19 protein-coding genes and 1 tRNA gene are annotated in these 21518 nt (G+C 72.6%); 6 read left to right on the plus strand and 14 right to left on the minus strand.

The window, feature by feature from the left end; genetic code table 11:
* Nucleotides 1–142: 142 nt before the first annotated feature.
* Nucleotides 143–2749 carry an ATP-dependent chaperone ClpB gene (gene clpB, locus IE95_RS0107980; protein WP_030151100.1) on the minus strand — a complete coding sequence of 869 codons (2607 nt, stop codon included), beginning with the start codon at nt 2747–2749 and terminating at the stop codon, nt 143–145.
* Between the two features lie 252 nt (nt 2750–3001).
* Between clpB and IE95_RS0107985 the strand changes: the two genes are divergently transcribed.
* A complete protein-coding gene (locus IE95_RS0107985) occupies nt 3002–3958 on the plus strand; it encodes an alpha/beta hydrolase (RefSeq protein ID WP_030151101.1) in 957 nt (318 codons plus the stop codon).
* A gap of 41 nt (nt 3959–3999) precedes the next feature.
* Here IE95_RS0107985 and IE95_RS0107990 read toward each other — a convergent pair whose 3' ends face one another.
* A complete protein-coding gene (locus tag IE95_RS0107990) occupies nt 4000–5016 on the minus strand; it encodes a cation diffusion facilitator family transporter (RefSeq protein WP_084689961.1) in 1017 nt (338 codons plus the stop codon).
* Between the two features lie 307 nt (nt 5017–5323).
* Here IE95_RS0107990 and IE95_RS0107995 point away from each other — a divergent pair, with 307 nt between their 5' ends.
* The gene (locus IE95_RS0107995; RefSeq protein WP_030151103.1) at nt 5324–5665 is read left to right on the plus strand and encodes a hypothetical protein; all 342 of its coding nucleotides are present in this window, start codon (nt 5324–5326) and stop codon (nt 5663–5665) included.
* 95 nt (nt 5666–5760) lie between these two features.
* Here IE95_RS0107995 and mnhG read toward each other — a convergent pair whose 3' ends face one another.
* The 10 genes from mnhG to IE95_RS21045 form a co-directional block, all read right to left on the minus strand.
* On the minus strand, nt 5761–6189 hold the full coding sequence (gene mnhG, locus IE95_RS0108000) for a monovalent cation/H(+) antiporter subunit G (protein WP_051702884.1): 429 nt from the start codon (nt 6187–6189) through the stop codon (nt 5761–5763).
* Nucleotides 6186–6641 (minus strand): MrpF/PhaF family protein, encoded by a 456-nt coding sequence (locus tag IE95_RS20080; protein ID WP_084689962.1) that lies wholly within the window; start codon nt 6639–6641, stop codon nt 6186–6188. Before IE95_RS20080 ends, mnhG begins: the two co-directional genes overlap by 4 nt.
* Nucleotides 6638–7339 carry a Na+/H+ antiporter subunit E gene (locus IE95_RS0108010; RefSeq protein WP_084689963.1) on the minus strand — a complete coding sequence of 234 codons (702 nt, stop codon included), beginning with the start codon at nt 7337–7339 and terminating at the stop codon, nt 6638–6640. The genes IE95_RS20080 and IE95_RS0108010 overlap by 4 nt, the downstream gene beginning before the upstream one ends.
* Nucleotides 7336–8907: a Na+/H+ antiporter subunit D gene (locus tag IE95_RS0108015; protein WP_030151107.1), complete on the minus strand. Its 1572-nt coding sequence runs from the start codon at nt 8905–8907 to the stop codon at nt 7336–7338. The genes IE95_RS0108010 and IE95_RS0108015 overlap by 4 nt, the downstream gene beginning before the upstream one ends.
* Nucleotides 8904–9452, minus strand: coding sequence for a Na(+)/H(+) antiporter subunit C (locus tag IE95_RS0108020; protein ID WP_030151108.1), 549 nt, complete (start codon nt 9450–9452; stop codon nt 8904–8906). The genes IE95_RS0108015 and IE95_RS0108020 overlap by 4 nt, the downstream gene beginning before the upstream one ends.
* Before the next feature lie 89 nt (nt 9453–9541).
* Nucleotides 9542–12637: a Na+/H+ antiporter subunit A gene (locus IE95_RS0108025; RefSeq protein WP_051702885.1), complete on the minus strand. Its 3096-nt coding sequence runs from the start codon at nt 12635–12637 to the stop codon at nt 9542–9544.
* A 245-nt stretch (nt 12638–12882) separates the two neighbouring features.
* Nucleotides 12883–13521, minus strand: a complete 639-nt coding sequence (locus IE95_RS0108035; RefSeq protein ID WP_084690014.1) for a PadR family transcriptional regulator — start codon at nt 13519–13521, stop codon at nt 12883–12885.
* Nucleotides 13522–13598: 77 nt separating this feature from the next.
* On the minus strand, nt 13599–14690 hold the full coding sequence (locus tag IE95_RS0108040; protein ID WP_030151111.1) for a hypothetical protein: 1092 nt from the start codon (nt 14688–14690) through the stop codon (nt 13599–13601).
* A gap of 65 nt (nt 14691–14755) precedes the next feature.
* Complete coding sequence (gene dcd / locus IE95_RS0108045; protein ID WP_030151112.1) at nt 14756–15331, minus strand: dCTP deaminase; 576 nt, start codon at nt 15329–15331, stop codon at nt 14756–14758.
* A 147-nt stretch (nt 15332–15478) separates the two neighbouring features.
* On the minus strand, nt 15479–16033 hold the full coding sequence (locus tag IE95_RS21045; protein WP_030151113.1) for a TM2 domain-containing protein: 555 nt from the start codon (nt 16031–16033) through the stop codon (nt 15479–15481).
* 137 nt (nt 16034–16170) lie between these two features.
* Here IE95_RS21045 and IE95_RS0108055 point away from each other — a divergent pair.
* Nucleotides 16171–16244 (plus strand) — tRNA-Gly (locus IE95_RS0108055).
* Between the two features lie 87 nt (nt 16245–16331).
* Here IE95_RS0108055 and IE95_RS0108060 read toward each other — a convergent pair.
* Nucleotides 16332–16526 (minus strand): hypothetical protein, encoded by a 195-nt coding sequence (locus tag IE95_RS0108060; RefSeq protein ID WP_030151114.1) that lies wholly within the window; start codon nt 16524–16526, stop codon nt 16332–16334.
* 152 nt (nt 16527–16678) lie between these two features.
* On the opposite strand from IE95_RS0108060, the gene IE95_RS0108065 reads away from it, so the two are divergent.
* The 3 genes from IE95_RS0108065 to IE95_RS21310 all read left to right on the plus strand — a co-directional run bounded on the left by IE95_RS0108065 (nt 16679) and on the right by IE95_RS21310 (nt 20215).
* The gene (locus IE95_RS0108065; protein WP_030151115.1) at nt 16679–17083 is read left to right on the plus strand and encodes a TOBE domain-containing protein; all 405 of its coding nucleotides are present in this window, start codon (nt 16679–16681) and stop codon (nt 17081–17083) included.
* The gene (modA, locus tag IE95_RS0108070) at nt 17080–17901 is read left to right on the plus strand and encodes a molybdate ABC transporter substrate-binding protein (protein WP_240666373.1); all 822 of its coding nucleotides are present in this window, start codon (nt 17080–17082) and stop codon (nt 17899–17901) included. Before IE95_RS0108065 ends, modA begins: the two co-directional genes overlap by 4 nt.
* Nucleotides 17902–17983: 82 nt before the next feature.
* Nucleotides 17984–20215, plus strand: coding sequence for an ABC transporter permease (locus IE95_RS21310; protein WP_036571482.1), 2232 nt, complete (start codon nt 17984–17986; stop codon nt 20213–20215).
* On the opposite strand, the gene IE95_RS0108080 is transcribed toward IE95_RS21310, so the two are convergent.
* Nucleotides 20200–21459 (minus strand): AGE family epimerase/isomerase, encoded by a 1260-nt coding sequence (locus IE95_RS0108080; RefSeq protein ID WP_036571485.1) that lies wholly within the window; start codon nt 21457–21459, stop codon nt 20200–20202. The two genes, IE95_RS21310 and IE95_RS0108080, sit on opposite strands and share 16 nt — an antisense overlap.
* Nucleotides 21460–21518 lie beyond the last annotated feature (59 nt).

Genomic DNA, 21518 nt, shown 5'->3' on the forward strand with positions numbered 1-21518 from the left:
CGGAGCCGATGGCACGAGCACCTCACCCGGGACGCACGAAGGCCCGGCCCCTTCCGGGACCGGGCCGTGGACGCCTGGGATGAGCGGCGCCGTCGGGCAGGAGGAGCTACCGCCGACGGCGCGCGCCGCCCCGCGAACGGCGTCAACGCTGGACGGTCAGCTCCAGCCCTTCGCCCTCGGCGAGCGACCGGTCGACGACGATCGTGTCGCCGTCCGCGACCTCGCCCGCCAGGAGCTTGCGCGCCAGGCGGTCGCCGATCTCGCGCTGCACCAGGCGGCGCAGCGGGCGCGCCCCGTACGCGGGGTCGAACCCTTCGAGCGCGAGCCACTCGCGCGCGGCGGGCGTGACCTCGAGGGTGAGGCGACGGTCCGCGAGGCGTTCGCCGAGCCGGTCGACCGCGATGTCCACGATCCGCCCCAGCTCGTCGAGGTTCAGCGGGTCGAAGATCACGACGTCGTCGAGCCGGTTGATGAACTCCGGCTTGAAGTTCGACCGGACCGCCGACATGACGGCCTCGCGCTTGGCCGCGTCGTCGAGCATGGGGTCCACGAGGAACTGCGAGCCCAGGTTCGACGTCAGGACCAGGATGACGTTGCGGAAGTCGACCGTGCGGCCCTGTCCGTCGGTCAGACGGCCGTCGTCGAGCACCTGCAGCAGGATGTCGAAGACCTCGGGGTGCGCCTTCTCGACCTCGTCGAGCAGCACGACCGAGTACGGCCTGCGCCGCACGGCCTCGGTGAGCTGGCCGCCCTCCTCGTAGCCGACGTACCCCGGAGGGGCACCCACAAGACGTGCGACGCTGTGCTTCTCGCCGTACTCCGACATGTCGATGCGCACCATGGCGCGCTCGTCGTCGAACAGGAAGTCCGCGAGCGCCTTCGCGAGCTCGGTCTTGCCGACGCCCGTGGGTCCGAGGAACAGGAACGAACCCGTGGGGCGGTCGGGGTCGGCGACTCCCGCGCGCGAACGCCGTACGGCGTCCGAGACGGCCGCGACGGCGGCCTTCTGCCCGATCAGGCGCTTGCCGATCACGTCCTCCATGTGGAGGAGCTTCTCGGACTCGCCCTGGAGCATGCGGCCCGCGGGGATGCCCGTCCACGCGGACACGACCTCCGCGATCTCGTCGGCACCGACCTTGTCGGCGATCATGGGTGCCTGCTCGGCGACCGAGTCGTCGACCGACGCCTCCTCCTGCTCGGCGGCCTGGAGCTGCTCCTGGAGCTGCGGGATCTCGCCGTACTGGATGCGGCCGGCGGTCTCGAGGTCGCCCTCGCGGATGGCCCGCTCGACCTGGACGCGCAGCTCGTCGAGCTTGGCGCGCAGGTCACCGACACGGTTGTGGCCCGCCTTCTCGGCGTCCCAGCGCGCGGTCAGCGCGGACAGCTCCTCGCGACGGTCGGCGAGGTCGGCGCGCAGCTTCTCGAGGCGCTCGCGCGAGGCGGGGTCGTCGGACTCCGAGAGCACGACCTCCTCCATCTCCAGGCGCGTGACTGCACGCTGGAGCTCGTCGATCTCGATGGGCGAGGAGTCGAGCTCCATGCGCAGGCGCGACGCGGCCTCGTCGACCAGGTCGATCGCCTTGTCGGGGAGCTGGCGGCCCGTGATGTAGCGGTCGGACAGGGCGGCCGCGGCCACGAGCGCCGAGTCGGCGATCGTCACCTTGTGGTGCGCCTCGTAGCGCTCCTTGAGCCCGCGCAGGATCGCGACGGTGTCCTCGACCGAGGGCTCGCCCACGAAGACCTGCTGGAAGCGGCGTTCCAGGGCCGGGTCCTTCTCGATGTGCTCGCGGTACTCGTCGAGGGTCGTCGCGCCGACCAGGCGCAGCTCGCCGCGGGCGAGCATGGGCTTGAGCATGTTGCCCGCGTCCATGGCGCCCTCGCCGCCCGCACCCGCACCGACCACGGTGTGGAGCTCGTCGATGAAGGTCACGACCTCGCCGTCGGAGGACTTGATCTCTTCCAGGACGGCCTTGAGACGCTCTTCGAACTCGCCGCGGTACTTGGCGCCCGCGACCATGGCCGCGAGGTCGAGCGAGACGAGCTTCTTGCCCTTGAGGGAGTCGGGGACGTCGCCCGCGACGATGCGCTGGGCGAGGCCTTCGACGACGGCCGTCTTGCCGACGCCGGGCTCGCCGATCAAGACGGGGTTGTTCTTGGTGCGGCGCGAGAGGACCTGCACGACGCGGCGGATCTCCGCGTCGCGCCCGATCACGGGGTCGAGCTTGCCCTCGGCCGCGGCCGCGGTGAGGTCCTGGCCGTACTGCTCGAGAGCCTTGTACGTGCCCTCGGGGTTGGGGCTCGTCACGCGGCCCGAGCCGCGGACCGCGGGCAGCGCCGAGCGCAGCGCGTCGGCGCTCGCCCCGGCGTCGCCGAGGATCTGCGCGGCGGGCGAGGAACCCGCGGCGATGCCGATGAGCAGGTGCTCGGTCGAGACGTACTCGTCCCCCATGCCCTGGGCCTCCTTCGAGGCCAGGTCGAGCGCGGCCGACGTGCTGCGCGACGCGGTGGGCTGGGCGACGGCCGAGCCGCTCGCGGTGGGCAGCGCGACGAGCGCCGCACGCACCTTCTGGCCGATGGCCTGGGCGTTCGCGCCGACGGCGTCGAGCAGCCCGACGGCGACGCCACCCTCCTGCGTGAGCAGCGCGGCGAGGAGGTGCACGGGTTCGAGCTGGGGGTTGCCGGCGGCCGACGCGGTCTGGATGGCCTCGCCGACGGCCTGCTGGGACATGGTGGTGAACTTGGTGTCCATGGGGTCTCCGGATACTTCAGGGTCTGGGTCTACCTGGAACAACAGGACCTGACTTGAGCCTATTCCACTCAACTCTGCCCGTCATGTCTGCACTGCGCTCCGCACACAGCAACTCGGACCTTCAGCCACCATCGCACCGGACCCCGCCCACCGCACGACGTCCCCGCCTCCCCGGGCGTGTTGTCAGAACCAGCGAGAACTCCAGGTCACGCTCGCTCTGACAGGTCTGGGTGGGCGGTGGACAATGGCGCCATGACGCACGGCTGGCAGCAGGACGTCCTCGGACCCGACTGGGTCGCCCGCACGCTCGACCTCCCAGGGGGCGACACCGCGACGCTCGTCCGCAGGGCGACGAGCCCCGGAGGTGAGCGGCGCCGTCGGGCCGTGCTGTACGTCCACGGGTTCGTCGACTACTTCTTCCAGACCCACCTCGGTGACGCCTTCGAGGAGCACGGCTACGCGTTCTACGCGATCGACCTGCGCGGGTACGGCCGGTCGCTCGCGCACTGGACCGAGGCCGGCAAGGACCCCAACATGGTCGACGACCTGAGCCTCTACGCCCAGGACCTCGACGCGGCGGCCGCCGTGATCCGGGCCGAGGGGCACGACGAGCTCGTGGTCGTCGGGCACTCGACAGGTGGCCTCGTCACGAGCCTGTGGGCCAACGCGCGCCCCGGCAAGGTCGCTGCGCTCGTCCTCAACAGCCCCTGGTTCGACCTCAACTCGTCCTGGTTCGACCGTGTGATCTCCACCCGGGTGATCGACGTCGTCGGACGCTTCGCCCCCCGGCTCGTCGTCGGCTCGCTCGACGACGCCTACGGGCAGGCCCTGCACACCGGGACCGGCGGCGAGTGGACCTACGAGCTCGGCTGGAAGCCGCACGAGGGATTCCCCGTCCGGGCCGGCTGGCTGCGCGAGATCCGGCGCGGGCACGCGCAGGTAGCACGCGGGCTGCACGTCCAGTGCCCCGTGCTCGTCCTGACGTCGACACGGTCCGGGCCGAACAAGGGCTGGCACCCCGAGGTCGTGACGACCGACAGCGTGCTCGACGTCCAGCACATCAAGGACCGAGCGCCCGGGCTGGGCGACGACGTGACCCTCGTCGAGATCGAGGGCGGCGCGCACGACCTCGTCCTGTCGCCCGAACCGGCCCGGACGGCGTTCCTCGACGAGGTCTTCACGTGGCTCGACGAGCGGCTGCCGGACTGACCGGCCCGGTGCCGTAGCGCGACCCGCCGCGGCACGCCGCCCTACGCAGTCGCCGGCGCCGACGGCTCCAGCGACGGCTCGCTCGCCGGGGACACCGAGATGACCGCCCCCGCGATGACGGGCGCCGCGGTCGCCCGCCGTTCGAGCGCGTCGATGCGCTCGGCGACCACGTGCTCGTCGTCGTCCCCCACGAGGTCGACGCTCGCGACGAGGTACAGCGACCGCGGCCCGACGAACTCCAGGCGCAGGTACGTGACCCGGTCGACCTCGGGGTCGGCGAGCAGCTCGCGCAGCACGGCGTCGCGCGTCGCGACCCCCGCGGGCTCACCCACCAGGAAGCGCCGGTTCCGGTCGATGAGGATCCACGAGATGACCCCGAGGATCAGGCCGACGACGATCGAACCGATCGCGTCGGGCACAGGCGAACCCGTGACCTGGTGCAGGAAGATGCCGACGAACGCCACGACGAGGCCCATGAGGGCCGCGGCGTCCTCGGCGAACACGGCCCGCAGCGTCGGGTCGGACGTGACCAGGACGTGCTGGAGCAGGTCGCGCTCGGCCTTCTTCGCCTCCTTGCGCGCCTGCCGGTTCGCCTGGAGGAACGAGACTCCCTCGAGGACGAACGCGACACCGAGCACCGCGTACGCGATCCCGAAGTCGTCCGCGGGCTCAGGATGAACGAGCTCCTGGATGCCGTGCGTGATCGAGACGCCCGCACCCACCGCGAACAGCCCGAGCGCCGCGAACATCGACCACACGTACGCCTCGCGCCCGAACCCCAGGGGATGGTCGTGGTCAGCGGGCTTGCGCGACCGCTTGTTCGCGATCAGGAGGAACACCTCGTTGCCCGTGTCCGCCCACGAGTGCACGGCCTCGGCGACCATCGACGCCGAACCCGTGAGCACCGCCGCAGCCGACTTCGCGACCGCGATGAGGAGGTTCGCGCCGAACGCGACGATGACCGTGAACGCGCTCTCGGCATGCTCCTCGGTCTTCACGACGCGCGGGCTGTCGGCCACAGGCCGCGTGGGGGGCTGTGCACCGGGCGACGAGGTCATGTAGCGGGTCTATCACCGGACCTGCCGGGGCGCGCGGGGGCCGGTCGCCCTCGGCGGGCGGGTTCGTCACCCTCGGCGGGCGCCCGTCGCTCGTGCCGTCGGCTGCGCCTGTGCGAGTCGCACCGGTCGTGCTGTGTAGTCTCAGGCCACACACGGTCACGACGGGGGTGCGTTCATGCGAGGAAGCACGGCGGCCGGGGCTTCGGCTCTGGTGCTGGTGGCGCTGATGGCGGCTGGTTGCAGCGGCGGGAGCAGTGCCCTTCCCGGACCCACGGAAGTGGTGCAGGCGAGTACGTCCGAGGATGACGTGGCGCAGGACGTCGCCGCGTGCGCGGCGGTCTCCGACGTCCAGTCGATCGTGGAGAACGCGGACATCGCCCTCGCCGAGGGGCGCATGGCCGTCCAGGAGCAGCAGGGCTGGTACGAGGTCGCGACACATGTGCTGCACCGCATCCCCTCGAGCGGCGACAGTGCCGTCGGCCAGGCGGTCGCCGACCTGCAGGAGGCCGTCCCGGCGGTCGAGCTGTGGACGAGGACCGAACCCGCGGTCATCAGGTCGGACGCCTGGTCCGTCGCCCTCGACGCCCTGGCCGGACCCTGCCTCGCGGTGGACTCTGAGCTGACGACTTCGATGTTCACCGGCGGCTGAGGCAAGCTCACCCTCGTCGGGCGCCGTCGTCACCCTCGTCGGGTGCCGTCGTCACCCTCGACGGTCCGGGGCGTCACCTTCGGCGGGCGCGGCCGTCACCCTCGGCGGTCGGTCGCGTCACCCTCGGCGGGTTCCGCTCGGGCCGCCGCCTCGCGGTCGGCCACGTCCTTCTCGCGGTCCGCCGCCTCCTGGTCCGCCGTGAGGTCGTCGAGCACGAGCAGGTCCGGGCGGACCTTCCCGGTCCGGTAGCCCGCACGGCCCACCATGTGCGCGGCGACGGGCGACGTCATGAGCTGGAAGATCACGACGAGCACGAGCATGCCCACGGCCGACCAGCTCCGCAGCCGCAGCCCGAGCGCGATGAGCACGAGGATCAGCCCCAGCACCTGCGGCTTGGTCGCGGCGTGCATGCGCGCGAGCAGGTCCGGGAAGCGCACGACGCCGACACCGGCGGCGAACGCGAGGAACGCCCCGCACAGCAGGAAGATCGCGGCGAGCACGTCGGCCACCAGGGTCCAGCTCATGAGCGTGCCTCCTCGGGTCCGGTCGAGCCGTCGACCTCGGGGGCCGCGGCCTCCTCGACCTCGTGCAGCGCGTCGGGTTCGTGCTCCGCGCCGTGCTCGGGGTCGGCGGCCTTGTCATGCTCGCCCTCCTCGGCTGCGAGGCGTTCGGCCTCCTCGGCCGCGATCTCCTCGCGGGTCTTGATGCGCCCCTCGCCCTCGGGCTCGACCGACGCGAACCGGGCGATGGTCACGGACCCGACGAAGCCCACGAGCGAGAGCACGACGAGGATCGGGATGGTCTCGGTACGCCGGGACCAGGCGGCCTCGAGCGCGATGGTGCCGACGAGCGTCGTCGTGAAGACGTCGAGCGCGATGGTGCGGTCGAGCATCGACGGGCCCTTCTCGGCCCGGACGACGGCGAGCGTCGCGGCCGCGGCGAGGAGCACGGCGCAGATCAGGACGACGACGATCATCGCTGCCCCTCCCCTCGGTCGGTACGTGGTTCGGTCCGGCGAGCGGCGCCGTCGGCCCCGGGCGCCCCGGCAGCCCCGGGTCCCCCGCCCGACGGCGTCGCGCCCGCGGGCTCGGGCGTCCCGCCCCGGGGGTGGTACAGCCCGGCGGCCTTGAGGTCGTCGTTCGACGCGAAGGCGCGCAGCACGCGGGCCTCGAGGTCGAGCGTGTCCTGGCGGACCTTGTCGGCACCGCCCGCGGCGTCGAGGTCCAGCACGTGCAGGTAGAGCATCCCCGTGAGGCGGTGGGCCTCGATGACGAGCGAGCCGGGCACGAGCGAGCTGAGCTCGGACGTGATCGTCATGTAGATGTCCGACGGGTTGCGCAGCCGCACCCCGACCACGGCCCCGTGCGGGGTGTGGTGGAGACGGAAGGCCTGCATGCTCACCTGGAAGGACGCGACGACGAGGTCGGCGACGAACCGGCCGACCAGAACGAGCAGCGGCCAGGGGCGCGCCGTGCCGCTCGTCGCGATCGACGGCAGCGGCATGAACGTGATGAGCAGGCTCGCGAGGAGGACCCCTGCGAGGACGTTGCCCCACGACAGGTCTCCCCACAGCATGACCCACACGACGGTCAGCCACACGACGGTGCGCCACTGCGCGGTGAGCCGGCTGAACCAGCCGCCCGCGAGCGGGCCTCTACGACGGTGCAGGCTCACGACCCCTCACCTCCCTGCTCCTCCTCGACGAGGTCGCTCGAGACCCCTTGACCGCGACCGGAGTCGTCGGGGAAGACCGCGTCGACGTACGTCGACGGCTGCATGAGGTTCCCGGCGGCCCGCTCGGCGTACGAGTACAGCGGCCCGGCGGCGAACGTGAGGGCCAGACCGAAGGCGACGAGCGCCGTCGTCGGCCCGACCATGCCGCGTGGCGTGCCGGTCGACGGCAGCTCGACCGGGGCCGTCTGCCAGAACGCCTTGTTCCACGCCTTGACGATCGCGTAGAGCGTCAGGAGCGAGGTCACGACGCTGCCGACGACGAGCGCCCACGTGAGCGGCGTGCCCTGCGCGACGCCCTCCTGGAGCAGCCCGACCTTGCCGAGGAAGCCCGACAGCGGCGGGATGCCCGCGAGGTTCATCGCGGGGACGAAGAAGAGGATCGCGAGCCCCGGGGCGATCTTCGCGAGACCGCCCAGCTTGTCCAGGGACGTGGACCCGCCTCTCCGCTCGATGAGCCCGACCACGAGGAACAGCGTCGTCTGGACGGTGATGTGGTGCACGACGTAGAAGATCGACGCCGCCATCCCGGCCTCCGACGCCATCGAGATCCCGAAGATCATGTACCCGATGTGACTGACCAGCGTGAACGACAGCAGACGTTTGATGTCGTTCTGCGCCACGGCACCCAGGATCCCGATCACCATGGTCAGCAGCGCGAGCCACATGAGGACGGTGTCGAGCCGGTTGTCGGGGAACAGCAGCGTCTGCGTGCGGATGATCGCGTAGACGCCGACCTTGGTCAGCAACCCGGCGAACACCGCCGTGACGGGCGCGGGCGCCGTCGGGTAGGAGTCCGGGAGCCAGGCCGAGAGCGGGAAGATCGCCGCCTTGATCCCGAACGCGAGCAGCAGCAGGAGCTGGAGCGTCATGCGGACCCCGGGGTCCACGTCGGGCAGCCGTTCGGCGAGCTGGGCCAGGTTGACCGTGCCCGTCGCGGCGTACGTGATCGCGATCGCGACGAGGAAGATGACCGACGACAGCAGCGCGACGACGACGTAGATCGACCCCGCGCGGATGCGTTCGCCCGTCCCGCCGAGCGTCAGCAGGACGTAGGACGCCGCGAGCAGGATCTCGAATCCCACGTAGAGGTTGAACAGGTCGCCCGAGAGGAACGCGTTCGCGACCCCCGCGGCCAGGACCAGGTAGGTCGGGTGGTAGATGGCGACGGGGGCCTTGTCGTGCCCGTCCGCGACGCCCTGCCCCAGCGAGTAGAGCAGGACGCACAGCAGCACGAAGCTCGACACCGTGAGCATGAGCGCCGAGAGCCGGTCCGCGACGAGGTCGATGCCGACGGGCGCCGCCCACTCCCCGACGTCGACCACGATGGGGCCGTTGTCGACCCCGACGAGCAGTCCGACGGAGGCCGCCAGCACCAGGGACAGCGCGGCGACGGAGATGATGTGCTGGGCGCGCGGGTGGCGCCACAGCGCGAGCGCGAGGCCCGCCGCGAACAGCGGCAGGACCACGGGCAGCGGAACGAGGGTCGCGAACCCGTAGGTGAGGTTCATCGGCCCTCACCTCGCTCGGCGCTGGTACTGCCCGCCGGCGGGACGTCCTTCTCGGGACGGCCGACGTCGCGGACGTCGGTCTCCCCGTCCCCGTCGCCGTCGGTCTCGTCGAACACCTGCGAGGCCTCGTCGTCCAGGGTCTCTCCGCTCTCCTCGGTGTCGCTGTCCTCGAAGGCCGGGGCGTTGCGCGCCGCGTGGCGCGCGACCCGGCGGTCCTCGAGGTCGTCCTGCACCTCGTCGTGGCCGTGCAGCTGCCACGACCGGTAGGCCATCGCGAGCACGAACGCCGTCAGGCCCAGGGTGATGACGATGGCGGTCAGCACCATCGCCTGGACGAGCGGGTCGCTCATCTGGTCAGGGGGCGTCGTCCCCGTGAGGGGTGCGCCCCCGGCGCGCCCGCCGGCGACGAGGAACATGAGGTTCGCACCGTTGCCGATGAGGATGAAGCCGATCAGGACGCGGGTCAGGCTGCGCTCGAGGAGCAGGTAGACACCGGTCGCGAACAGCACGCCGATCGCGAGCACGAGGATCAGGCTCGGGGTCATGTCGATGCTGTCGGTGGTGCGCGCCACGTCGGCGGGGTCGACGTCCGCGGCGGGCAGCAGGAGCGGCGCGAGCAGGTGGTTCGTCAGGCTCATCGTCGCCCCCCTCCGATCTGGTCCGGTTCCATCGCTTCCATGGGCCCTGCGTCCTCCCGGGCGGAGGCTTCGGCCTGCCGGTCGATCTCGGCGCCGAGCGTGCGCAGGATGTCGAGCACGAGGCCCACGACGACGAGGAACACCCCGACGTCGAAGAACAGGGACGTGACGAGGTGCACGGTCCCGATGAGCGGCAGGCTGATGTCGATCGCGGTGCTCAGCAGGACGCTCTTGCCCATGAGCAGGCCGATCAGCCCGACCCCGACGGACAGGAACAGGCCGGTGCCGAGCAGCAGGCCCGGGTGGACCGGTGCGGCCTCCCCGAGCTCGTACCGCCCGCCCGCCAGGTATCGCACGATGAGCGCGATCCCGACGACGAGCCCGGCCGCGAACCCGCCACCTGGCGCGTTGTGCCCCGAGAACAGCAGGAAGATCGCGAACACGATCATCGAGTGGAAGAGCACGCGCGTGACGACCTCGAAGATGACCGACCGCCGCTGCGGCGCGAGCGTCCGCCCGGCGCTGAGCCACACGAGCATGCGCGGCTGCTTGCCCGCCTCGGTGGCCGCCTCGACGCCCCGGCGGCGCAGCGCCGCGCCCGGGTCCTCCTCGTTGGCCCAGATGCCGGGAGTGGTCGCGCCCGACGACGTCGCGTCGCGCTCGCGCAGGATCTCGCCGCTGCGGGTACGCAGGAACACGAGCGACGCGACCCCGGTCGCCGCGACGAGGAGCACCGAGATCTCACCCATGGTGTCCCAGGCGCGGATGTCGACGAGGGTCACGTTGACGATGTTCTTGCCGTAGCCGTGGATGTACGCCTCGGCGGGGAAGTCGAGCGAGATGGGGCTCGCGACGCGCGCGAGCGGGACCGTCAGGGCGAAGCCCATCATGACGACGCCGACCGCGACGCCCAGCCCCAGGCGCACCCACCGCGACGCGACGAGCGGACGGTTGGAGAAGTAGGGGGGCAGGCGGCGCAGCACGAGCACCATGACGACGAGCGTGATGGTCTCGACGAGCACCTGGGTCAGCGCGAGGTCCGGGGCGCCGTGCAGCAGGAACAGCATGGCGTTGCCGTAGCCCGCGATCCCGACGAGGATCACGGCCTTGAGGCGGCGGCGCGAGCGGGCCGCGAGGATCGACGCGACGCAGATGGCCGCGACCGCGGCGACCTGCGCCGGACGGTCCCAGGGCTTGACCTGCTCGGGCCACTGCCCGCCGACGAACATCAGCAGACCGGGCCCCGCGACCAGGACGACGAGGATCGCGCCGAGGTAGAAGGGCAGCGAACCACGCTGGGTGACCGCGGTGACGTCCGCCGCGACCTCGTCGAGGCGGCGCATGATCCGGCGGTACGTGCGGTCGGCCTCGGGGCCCGTCCACAACGAGGCCTGGAACCGTTCGACGGCGTTGCGCTGCCAGAACAGCACGGCACCGACCCCGAGGATCAGGACCGTCAGACCCAGGGCCGGGGTGAAGCCCGCCCAGAGGACCAGGTGTCCGGGCTCGCCGACCGGGTACGTGTCGGCGTAGGGCGCGAGCAGGTCCTCGCCGAAGTGCGGCACGAGCGCCGTCGCGAGCCCGAGGAGGGCCAGCACGAGGGCGGGCCACACGAGCAGCGCGGGCTGCCGGTGGATGCGTGCGGGGTCGATCGGCTCGTCGTCGGGCAGGAACCCGGTACCGCGCTGCGCGGGCGTCGACGACGCGGGCGAGCCCTGCGCGGCCGCGTCCTTGGTCACGGCGTCGACCCGGACGTGCTCGTTGGCGCGCGCCACCGCCGCGGCGACGTGCCGCTTGGTCGCGAACGCCCCCCAGAAGAACCGCACGCCGTAGGCGACGGTGAACATCGAGCCCACGACGACACCGACCAGCACGACGGTGTCCACCCAGGCCGGACCCTCCCCGTGCAGGAGGGACTCGAGCGCGGCCTCCTTCGCGACGTAGCCCGCGAGCGGGGGCAGACCGATCATGGACGCGGTCGCGAGCCCGCCGGCGAGCGCGGTCAGGGGAAGCGCGCGCCCGACGCCCGTCAGGCGGCGCAGGTCGCGGGTGCCGGTCGCGGCGTCGACCACGCCGACGACGAGGAACAGCGACGCCTTGAACATCGCGTGCGCCCCGATCATCGCGAGGCCCGCGAGCGCGGCGGACCGCGTCCCGAGGCCCACGAGCAGGACGATCAGGCCGAGCTGGCTCACGGTGCCGAACGCCAGGACGAGCTTGAGGTCGTGCTGGCGCAGCGCGCGGTAGCCGCCCACGAGGAGCGTGCCGACCCCCAGGACGATGACGATCGTGCGCCACACCGTGGTGTCGGAGTACGCGGGGGCGAAGCGCGCGACGAGGTAGACGCCGGCCTTGACCATGGCGGCGGCGTGCAGGTACGCGCTGACCGGGGTGGGCGCTGCCATGGCCGCGGGGAGCCAGAAGTGCAGCGGGATGAGCGCGGCCTTGCTCGCCGCACCGGCCAGGAGGCACACGGTCGCCGCGGTCACGGCACCACCCGTCGGCGGGTCCGCGATGATCTCCGAGAGGCGGAACGTCCCACCCTGGACCCCCAGGATCACGACGCCCACGAGCATCGCCAGGCCGCCCGCCGTCGTGACGACGATGGCCTGCATCGCGGCTCGCCTGCTCGCCTTGCGGTCCGCGTAGTGGCCGATCAGCAGGTAGGAGAAGACCGTCGTGAGCTCCCAGAAGACGAACAGGAGCAGCATGTCGTCCGACGTGACGAGGCCGACCATGGCCCCCGCGAACGCCGTGAGCACGGCCCCGAACCGCCCGAGCCCGGAAGCGGTGGGAGAGAAGTAGGCCGAGCAGTACACGAGGACCAGCGCACCGACGCCACCGACGAGCAGCAGCATGAGCCAGGACAGGGTGTCCATGCGGAAGGCGAGCTCGAGCCCCAGCCCGGGCACCCACTGGGTGACCTCGGTCGGGTGCACGCCTTCCATGACGCGGGTGGTCCAGCTGAGGGCGTAGACGGCGGCGGAGGCGGGCGCGAGGGCCATCACCAAGAACGCCTTGCGGCCCAGCACCGACACGAGTGCGGGCGCGCCGAGTGCCATTGCCAGATGCGCAACGAGCAGATAGAGCACGTCCGCTCCGTCCTGGTCGGGGGCGGGTGGGCGAGAACGCGGAGCAGTCACGTCGCACTGGCCGACCGTTCCTGCTCGACGTCGCGCAGGAGGAGGACGGCCCGGAGACGCACCGGGTCCGGTAGGTATTTTACCGTTCAACGAGACCCGCAAGACCACTCGACGCCCCGTCGGCCGGTGGGAGATGTCACAGGTTCAGCGGGAATGCACCACCGGGCCACGGATCGGCCACCGCAGGGACCCTGCTAGCTGGAGGTCGTCGCCCCGTCGGAAGGCCTCGCCCGCCAGTCGTCGAGTCCGCGGAGCGTGCCGTCGCCCAGGCGGCGGACCAGGGCCTCGGTGTACCGGAGCTCGGCGAGGAGCAGCGCGAGCTCGTACTCGGTCTCGGCCGTGAACGGCGCCGGCACGGCCTCGACGCGACGCTCCACGTCGTCCTCGAGCCGGCGGACCGCGACCCGCAGCGCGACGAGACGGGTGCGCAGGAGGGCGGCGGCGTCGTCGGGCGCGAGGACCTGCATGAGGCTGAGCGCCGCAAGGAACTGCGGGAACTCCTTGACGGGGACGCCGAGGAGGCTGCGCATCCAGTCGTCGACCTCGTCGCGCCCGGCGTCCGTGAGCCGGTAGACCGTGCGCTGGGGACGGTTGCCGTCCTGCTCCGTGCCCGCGGGCTCGATGAACCCGTCCCGCGCGAGCGCCGTGATGACCGAGTAGAGCGAGCCGTAGTTCAGCCTGACCGACTCGTCCTTGCGGCCGTCCTTGAGCACGCGCGCGATCTCATAGGGGTGCATGGGCTTGTCGCCGAGCTGCGCGAGGACCGCGAGCGCCAACGGGTTCCCCCGGCGGCGGGCTGCGGCCGCCCTGCTGCCCGCTGCGCCCTGCGCCATGCCCACCTCGCCCTGTTCATCCCGTTCCGACCGGCCGGTCGAGAGTATGCGGGCTGCCGTGAGAGCGCAACCAACCCTCAGACGTCCTGCGGGTCCACCAGGAAGTCGGCCGCGTCGGCGATCTCACCACCCACGGCCGCGTAGATCGCCCGGGTCACGGACGCGACGAGCTCGGTCGCACGCTTGCGCGCGACCTTCAGCTCGAACGACGGCACCTCCATCTGCGACTCGACGAGGTCGCGCGGCTCCCAGCGCACGCGGTACGCGACCGCGCCCTGCGACGCCCACGGCACGTTGCGCAGCAGCAGCGGGAGCTGCTCCTCACCGCCCACCTCGACCGCCACGAGACCGTCGACGCCCATGTCGATCAGGAGACCGTAGCCGTCGAGCACCTTGCCGCTCGTCAGGGCCGCGATGTCGATGTCGTCCGCCTGCGCGTGGAGCGCGCGACGCAGCTCCGGGTCGAGCGTCTCACCCCGGTACAGGGGCAGCTCGCCGATGCCCTGCGGCGGCCCCTGGTACGGGCTGCCCTCCGTCGCGAGCACGACGCGCGGGTGGACCGCCCCGACGACGGCCATCGCGGCCTGCGGGTCGAGCCACACGTCCGAGAAGACCGACATGTCGACCGCGACGCCCGGGTCCGGCGTCAGGACCACGGCCGGCGAGGCCGCGTTGGCCGTGTCGACGCGGATCGAGCCGCCCAGACGCCGCGCGACCTCGACGAGCCAGGAGATCACGCGCTCCTCCTCGCGCGTCGGCAGCCCCGCCGGGAACGCACGCCCCACCCCGTCACGGTCGCCGCCACCGGGGAGCGGGGCGTCACCGCGGTCGCGCGGGCACACGACGTCGAACACCTGGTCCGTGCCCGGCGGCAGGCCGGGGTTGACCCCGTCCGCCGACCACGGCGAGTACGGCCCGGTCAGCGTCGTGTGCCGTGACGTCCGCAGCACACCGGGCTCGCCCGGCTTGGCGGTGCGGGGCGCCGGGGTCAGGGGATCCGTGCCCGACGGCGCCACGTCCCACCGCGCGCCCGCGAACCTGGACACGGCGAGGGTCTCGACCTCGTCGACCTCGACGTCCCCCGGGAGCGCGAGCAGGTGCCGCGCCTGGTGGGCCTGCGCCGAGGACGCGGGGAACGGCTGAAGGGTCGGGCTGGTCGGCTGCGACACGGTGGGATCGCCCTCTCTGCGATGGCGACGTCCGATCAGGCGGGCTCGCTCGAGCCGGCTCGGGATCACACGTCGGTACGGTGGAAGTTCTGCCAGGAGCGCGAGGCCGTCGGACCCCGCTGACCCTGGTACCGAGAACCATAGATCGACGAGCCGTACGGGTGCTCCGAGGCCGACGACAGCCGGAAGAAGCACAGCTGGCCGATCTTCATGCCCGGCCACAACGTGATCGGGAGCGTCGCGACGTTGCTCAGCTCGAGCGTCACGTGGCCGCTGAACCCCGGGTCGATGAAGCCCGCCGTCGAGTGCGTCAGGAGCCCGAGCCGGCCCAGCGAGGACTTGCCCTCGAGGCGCGCCGCGACGTCGTCGGGCAGCGACACCTGCTCGAACGTGGCCCCCAGGACGAACTCCCCCGGGTGCAGGATGAACGGCTCGCCCGGCTCGACCTCGACGAGACGCGTCAGGTCCGGCTGGTCCGTCGACGGGTCGATGAACGGGTACTTGTGGTTGTCGAACAGCCGGAAGAACTTGTCGAGCCGCACGTCGATGCTCGACGGCTGGAGCATCGCGGGGTCGTACGGGTCCAGGCGGACCCGCTGGGCGTCGATCTCGGCAGTGATGTCGCGGTCGGAGAGGAGCACGGGGCAACCGTACTCCGCGCCGGCAGCGCGCCGGTGCGCGGTCCCGGAGGGCGGTCCCGAGGGGCGACCCGAGGCCGGTCGGGCGACGACGTGCGGTCGTCGACCGGCCTCGGGGCCGGCCTCGGTTCAGCGAGGCGACCCGTGCCGTCAGCTGCGCAGCGGGCGCCCCGTCGAGTCGACCGAGTACTGGCCGCTCTTCGACGTCAGGTAGAGGATGCCCTCGACGAGGCCCCAGATCCAGACCGCCCAGCTCAGCATGCCCAGCGAGAGGACCGAGATCAGCAGCATGGTCACACCGATGCCGGTGTACCCGAGGTAGAAGCGGTGGATGCCGAACGTCCCGAGGAAGATGCCGAGCAGGCCCGCCGCGAGGCGCGACTTCGCGTTCGGGTCCTCGTAGTAGCCGGGCTGCTGGGCGCCGTACGCGCCGTACGCGCCGTACGGCTGCTGGTAGCCCTGCTGGTAACCCTGCTGGTAATCCTGCTGAGGGGCTCCGTAGCCGTACCCGGGCTGCTGGGCGTAGGGGTCGGCCGGTGCGCCGTAGGCAGGCTGCGGCTGCTCGCCGTAGGCCTGCGGCGGCCCGTACGGGTCCGCTCCGTAGGACGGCGCCGTGGGCTGCTGCGGCGCTCCGCCGTACTGGCCGTACGGGTCCGCTCCAGCCGCAGGATCGGTGGGCTGCTGCTGGTACGGGTTCTCGGACAAGACGCCTCCTCAGGCAGTGCTCAGGCACAAGATGCTGGCATCCTGGCCCGACGTGGGTATGATCGTGGACGCACGCCGGTTCCTCACCGGCTCGCACCGGCCGGAGACGGCCCGCGAGCTGCGGGGTTCCACGTCACGCGGATGTAGTTCAATGGTAGAACTTCAGCTTCCCAAGCTGATAGCGCGGGTTCGATTCCCGTCATCCGCTCCACGACACGAGGCCCCGCACCGGATGGTGCGGGGCCTCGTGCGTTGATGTGGGACCGGTCGGCGGGTCTGGCCTGCCGTCACGCCGCCGTCACACCTCGTCGCGCGAACGGGAGCGGACGACGGCGCTCCCGATGCCTACCAGCACGGCCGCGCCCCCGAGCACCACGAACAGGATCGGGGACTGCGGTCCGTCCTTGCCGGTCAGCGCGGCGATCCCTCCGCCCAGCGCCCAGACGGCGCCGATCACGACGAGGGCGAGCGAGCTCCAGTACCGACGAACCACGAGTCCTCCTACCGGTCCCGGCGCACCAGCACGTGCGCACCTTCCGAGCATGCCACGCCGCAGCCGAAAATGGGGCATATGGGCTTGAAACGGTTCTCAATCGTCGCGATGCGATCATTGGAGTCCGCACCTGCGGGCCTATAGTCGCTCTCATGCCGCACTATCGGATCAAGGAAGCAGCCGACCTGCTCGGCGTCAGCGACGACACAGTGCGCCGCTGGGTCGACGCGGGAGACCTCGACGCGACCCTCGACGGCTCCGGCCGCAAGGTCCTCGACGGCGCTCAGCTCGCCGCCTGGGCCGCACGCACCGCCCAGGCGGCGCCCGACCCGTCCGGCGTCGCCCGCTCCGCCAGGAACCGGTTCGTCGGGATCGTGACCCACGTCGTGAGCGACACCGTCATGTCCCAGGTCGAGATGCTGTGCGGCGGACAGCGCGTCGTGTCGCTCATGAGCACCGAGGCAGTCCGCGAGCTCGGTCTCGAACCGGGCAGCCTCGCCGTCGCCGTCGTCAAGGCCACCACCGTGATCGTCGAGACGCCGGCAGGCCTCGCGTGAACCGCACCATCCGCACCCCCCGCACCACCGCACGCCCCGTCCGGCGCGCGCTCGCCCTGACGACCACGGCCCTGCTCACGGCCGCCCTCGCGGCGTGCGCGGCGCCGTCGGGCACCGGAAGCTTGGACGGCGAGACGCATGCCGAGAAGCAGACCCTCACCGTGCTCGCGGCCGCGTCGCTGCGCGACGTCTTCACGGGCCTTGCCGAGGGCTTCGAGGCCGAGCACGACGGCGTGACCGTCGCGCTGTCGTTCGCGGGGTCGGCCGACCTCGCCGACCAGCTCCTCGCAGGCAGCCCGGGTGACGTGCTCGCCACGGCGGACACCGCCACCATGGGCCGTGCCGTCGCGGGCGGCGACGCGGCCGACCCCGTGGTCTTCGCGACCAACACCCTCACGGTCGTCGTCCCCACCGGGAACCCCGGCGGCGTCACGTCGTTCGCCGACCTCGCGCGCGAGGACCTCAAGGTCGTCGTGTGCGCGGCCGAGGTGCCCTGCGGGTCCGCGACCGCCACCGTCGAGGCCACCGCCGGGACCACGATCCACCGCGTGAGCGAGGAGGCGAGCGTGACCGACGTCCTCGCCAAGGTCACCGCCGGAGAAGCCGACGCCGGACTCGTCTACGTCACCGACGCGACCCTCGCCGGGGACGACGTCGAGGTGATCGACGTCCCCGAGACGGCGACCGTCGTGAACACCTACCCGATCGCCGTGACCTCCGGCGTCGCCGACGCCGCGCTCGCAGAGAAGTGGGTCGACCTCGTGACCGGACCCGTCGGCCGGGCCGCGCTCGCGAAGGCCGGCTTCGGGACGCCATGACGCCCGACGACGTGCGTCACCTCAGGCGAGGACGGTCCCCTCGTCCGGGCGACGGGCACGCACGGACCGAGGAGGCCCCCTGATGCGCGGCCTGCCCCGCTGGGTCCTGGCCCCCGCGATCATCGGTGCGCTGTTCGTCGTCGTGCCCGTGGTCGCGATGGTCGCGCGCCTCGACGTGTCCGGGGGGCTCGGCGGCATCTGGGACCTGCTCACGTCCCCGACCGCGACCGACGCCCTGTGGCTCTCGGTCCGGACCTCGCTCGTCGCGACCGTGTGCTGCGTGCTGCTCGGCGCCCCCATGGCCCTCGTCCTCGCGCGGACCACGTTCCCCGGGCAGCGCCTGGCCCGCGCACTCGTGCTGCTCCCCCTCGTCCTGCCGCCCGTCGTGGGAGGCATCGCGCTGCTCTACACGTTCGGGCGACGCGGGCTGATCGGCCAGCACCTGTCCGTCCTGGGCATCGAGGTCGCGTTCACGACCACCGCGGTCGTCATGGCCCAGACCTTCGTCGCGCTGCCGTTCCTCGTGCTGAGCCTCGAAGGGTCGCTGCGGACGCACGACGCACGCTACGAGGAGGTCGCCGCGACGCTCGGGGCCTCCCCCACGACCGTGCTGCGCCGTGTGACCCTGCCGCTGGTCCTGCCCGGGCTCGTGTCCGGGGCGGTGCTCGCGTTCGCGCGGGCGCTCGGGGAGTTCGGCGCGACGATCACGTTCGCCGGCGCGCTCCAGGGCGTCACCCAGACCCTGCCGCTCGAGATCTACCTCCGGCGCAGCGCCGACCCCGACGCCGCCGTCGCGCTGTCGCTCCTGCTCGTGGTCGTGGCCGTGATCGTCACGGCGGCCGTGCACGGCGGGCCGTTCGGGCGCGAGTCCTCCGCCGAAGGTGACGGGCATCCGGCCGAGGGTGACGGGCTCCCCGCCGAAGGTGACGGGCTCCCCGCCGAAGGTGACGGGCTCCCCGCCGAGGGTGACGGGCATCCGGCCGAGGGCGACGGGCTCCCCGCCGAGGGTGACGGGCATCCGGCCGAGGGCGACGGGCTCCCCGCCGAGGGTGACGGGTATCCGGCCGATGGCGACGCGTCGCGTCACCCTCGGCAGGTCGGCACGTCACCCTCGGCGGTCGGGACCGTCACCCTCGGCGCGCCCCTGCACGTCCGGGTCCGCCTCGCCGAGCGCGGCGTCGACCTCGACCTCACGGTCGGACCCGGACAGGTCGTCGCGGTCCTCGGCCCCAACGGCGCAGGCAAGTCGACGCTCCTCCAGGCCGTCACCGGCCTGCTCCCCCACCGCGCCCACCGTGCCCGGCCCCGGTCGGCGCGCCCCGACGAGCTCCACGTGTCGATCGACGACACCGTCCTGACCGACACCACCCGCGGGACCGCCGTCCCCGCACGACGGCGCAGGGTCGGCTGGCTCACGCAGCGCCCCCTGCTCTTCGCGCACCTCGACGCGGTCGACGACGTCGCGTTCGGGCTCCGCGCCCGGGGCACGCCCCGGCCCGAGGCCCGTGCCACGGCCCGTGAGCGCCTCGCCGAGCTCGACGCGGGGCACCTCGCGGGGCGCCGACCGCACGAGCTGTCCGGGGGGCAGGCTCAGCGCGTCTCGATCGCACGTGCCCTCGCGACCGACCCACGCGTCCTGCTGCTCGACGAACCGCTCGCGTCGCTCGACGTCGGGGTCGCCCAGCAGGTGCGCCGCGCCCTGCACGACGCCCAGCGCACCCGCCCCCGCACGACCCTGCTCGTGACGCACGACCTGCTCGACGTCCTCCTCCTCGCCGACCGCGCGGTCGTCCTGGAGGGGGGCCGGGTCGTCGAGGACGGTCCGGCGCGCGAGGTCCTCACCCGCCCCCGCTCACGGTTCGCGGCCCGCCTCGCGGGCATCAACCTGCTCACGGGCACCGCGACCGACGACGGCGGGCTGCGGCCCGGCCCGAGCGGCGGCGGCGCAGCGACCGGCACGCGCAGCACGAGCAGCGCCCAGGTCGTCGCAGGAGTCGTCGCCGACGGCGCGGGGCTCGTCGAGGGCGCCCCGGCGGTCGCGATGTTCGAGCCGCGGGCGGTCGCGATCCACCGCGAGCCACCGTCGGGCAGCCCGCGCAACGCCTTCGTGGTGACGATCACGTCGCTCGAGCCGCACGGGCAGCTCTTCCGGGCCTGGGGGGAGGTGACGGGACCTCGTGAGGTGCGCGACGCCGTCGGGCACCTCGCTGCGGACCTGACCCCGCGGTCCGTCGCGGACCTGCACCTGACTCCGGGCGAACGCGTGTGGTTCGCGGTCAAGGCGGCCGAGGTGCAGATCTACGACGCCCGCTGAGCGCGCCAGGCGCGGACCGACTCCGCGAGGCTCCCCGTGACCGGCACGTCCGCGAGGAGGAGCGCCTGGCCCGCGTGGTAGATGTCGGGCTTGCCGTCCCACACGACCGCCGACGGACGGTTGTGCGCGTCGAGCTCGTGGTGCCACGAGCCGCGCTCGACGTCGACGAGGTGCGTCCGCGCGTAGGCCCACCAGTCGTCGGCGAGCCGCGCGTACCGCTCCTCGCCCGTGACCCGGGCGAGGACCTCGGCGGCCGCGATCGCCTCGGCCGCGACCCAGTGGAACCTGCGCTGCTCGACGGGTCGCCCCGACCAGTCGACGGTGTAGACGAACCCGCCCTCGCCCGGGTCCCAGCCGTCGGCCGCGGCACGGTCGAACAGCCGGCGGGCGGCGTCGAGGCGAGCCCCCGGCACGCCGGGGATCCCACCGGACGTCGTGGGGTCCTGCGCCGCGTCGAGCTGCAACAGCAGGCGCGCCCACTCGAACCCGTGCCCGGGCGTCGACCCGTAGGGCTTGAACTTGTCGTCGGGCCGCTCGGCGTTGAGCTCTGGTAGCGGTCGCCACGCCTCGTCGAAGTGCTCGACGACCCGCCAGTCCCGCTCGGCGGCCCAGCCCACGACGCGCTCCGCGATCGTGCTCGCGCGCTCGAGCCACCGGGCGTCGCCCGTCGCCGAGTGCGCGGCGAGCAGCGCCTCGACGCCGTGCATGTTGGCGTTCGCCCCCCGGTAGGGCGCGCACGTGGTCCAGGCGCGGTCCCACTCGTCGCGCAGCATGCCCTGGTCCGCCTCCCAGAACTCCCGGTCGAGGACGCGCAGCGCGTCGTCGAGCAGCGCGCGCGCCCCGGGCCGTCCCGCGACGACGCCGCTCGACGCGGCGAGGACCACGAACGCGTGCGCGTACGCGCTCTTGGTGTCGTCGACCGCGTCGCCCGGCCCGCGCGACGCGAACCAGCCGCCGTCGGCGGGGTCCACGAGGTGGGTGCGCAGCCCGTCGAGAGCCAGGTCCGCGAGGGTGTCCGCCCCGGGCACACCGAGCAGGGTCCCGAGCGCGTACATGTGGGCCGTGCGCGCCGTGATCCACGTGTGCACGGGTGCGTGCGCGTCGGGGACGCCGTCGTCGTCGAGCCACCGCGCACCGCCGTCGGGCCCGAGCGACGCCTGCGCGAAGGCGAGCAGCCTGCGCAGCTCGTCGTGGCGCCACGCAGCCCCGTCCGCCGTGCGTGCGGGTTCGTCCCTGACCGTCATCGTTCCCCGTTCGTCGTCCTCGTCAGCGATCTTCCCCGGCTGGGTGCACCTGCGTCGAA

This window comes from Oerskovia turbata, from assembly GCF_000718325.1.
Classification (GTDB): domain Bacteria; phylum Actinomycetota; class Actinomycetes; order Actinomycetales; family Cellulomonadaceae; genus Oerskovia; species Oerskovia turbata.

Excerpts from the sequence above, each read along its gene's own strand:
- clpB (WP_030151100.1), bottom strand. The coding sequence starts at position 2,749 with ATGGACACCAAGTTCACCACCATGTCCCAGCAGGCCGTCGGCGAGGCC.
- IE95_RS0107985 (WP_030151101.1), top strand. The coding sequence starts at position 3,002 with ATGACGCACGGCTGGCAGCAGGACGTCCTCGGACCCGACTGGGTCGCC.
- IE95_RS0107990 (WP_084689961.1), bottom strand. The coding sequence starts at position 5,016 with ATGACCTCGTCGCCCGGTGCACAGCCCCCCACGCGGCCTGTGGCCGAC.
- mnhG (WP_051702884.1), bottom strand. The coding sequence starts at position 6,189 with ATGAGCTGGACCCTGGTGGCCGACGTGCTCGCCGCGATCTTCCTGCTG.
- IE95_RS20080 (WP_084689962.1), bottom strand. The coding sequence starts at position 6,641 with ATGATCGTCGTCGTCCTGATCTGCGCCGTGCTCCTCGCCGCGGCCGCG.
- IE95_RS0108015 (WP_030151107.1), bottom strand. The coding sequence starts at position 8,907 with ATGAACCTCACCTACGGGTTCGCGACCCTCGTTCCGCTGCCCGTGGTC.
- IE95_RS0108020 (WP_030151108.1), bottom strand. The coding sequence starts at position 9,452 with ATGACCCCGAGCCTGATCCTCGTGCTCGCGATCGGCGTGCTGTTCGCG.
- IE95_RS0108035 (WP_084690014.1), bottom strand. The coding sequence starts at position 13,521 with ATGGCGCAGGGCGCAGCGGGCAGCAGGGCGGCCGCAGCCCGCCGCCGG.
- IE95_RS0108065 (WP_030151115.1), top strand. The coding sequence starts at position 16,679 with ATGCCGCACTATCGGATCAAGGAAGCAGCCGACCTGCTCGGCGTCAGC.
- IE95_RS21310 (WP_036571482.1), top strand. The coding sequence starts at position 17,984 with ATGCGCGGCCTGCCCCGCTGGGTCCTGGCCCCCGCGATCATCGGTGCG.
- IE95_RS0108080 (WP_036571485.1), bottom strand. The coding sequence starts at position 21,459 with ATGACGGTCAGGGACGAACCCGCACGCACGGCGGACGGGGCTGCGTGG.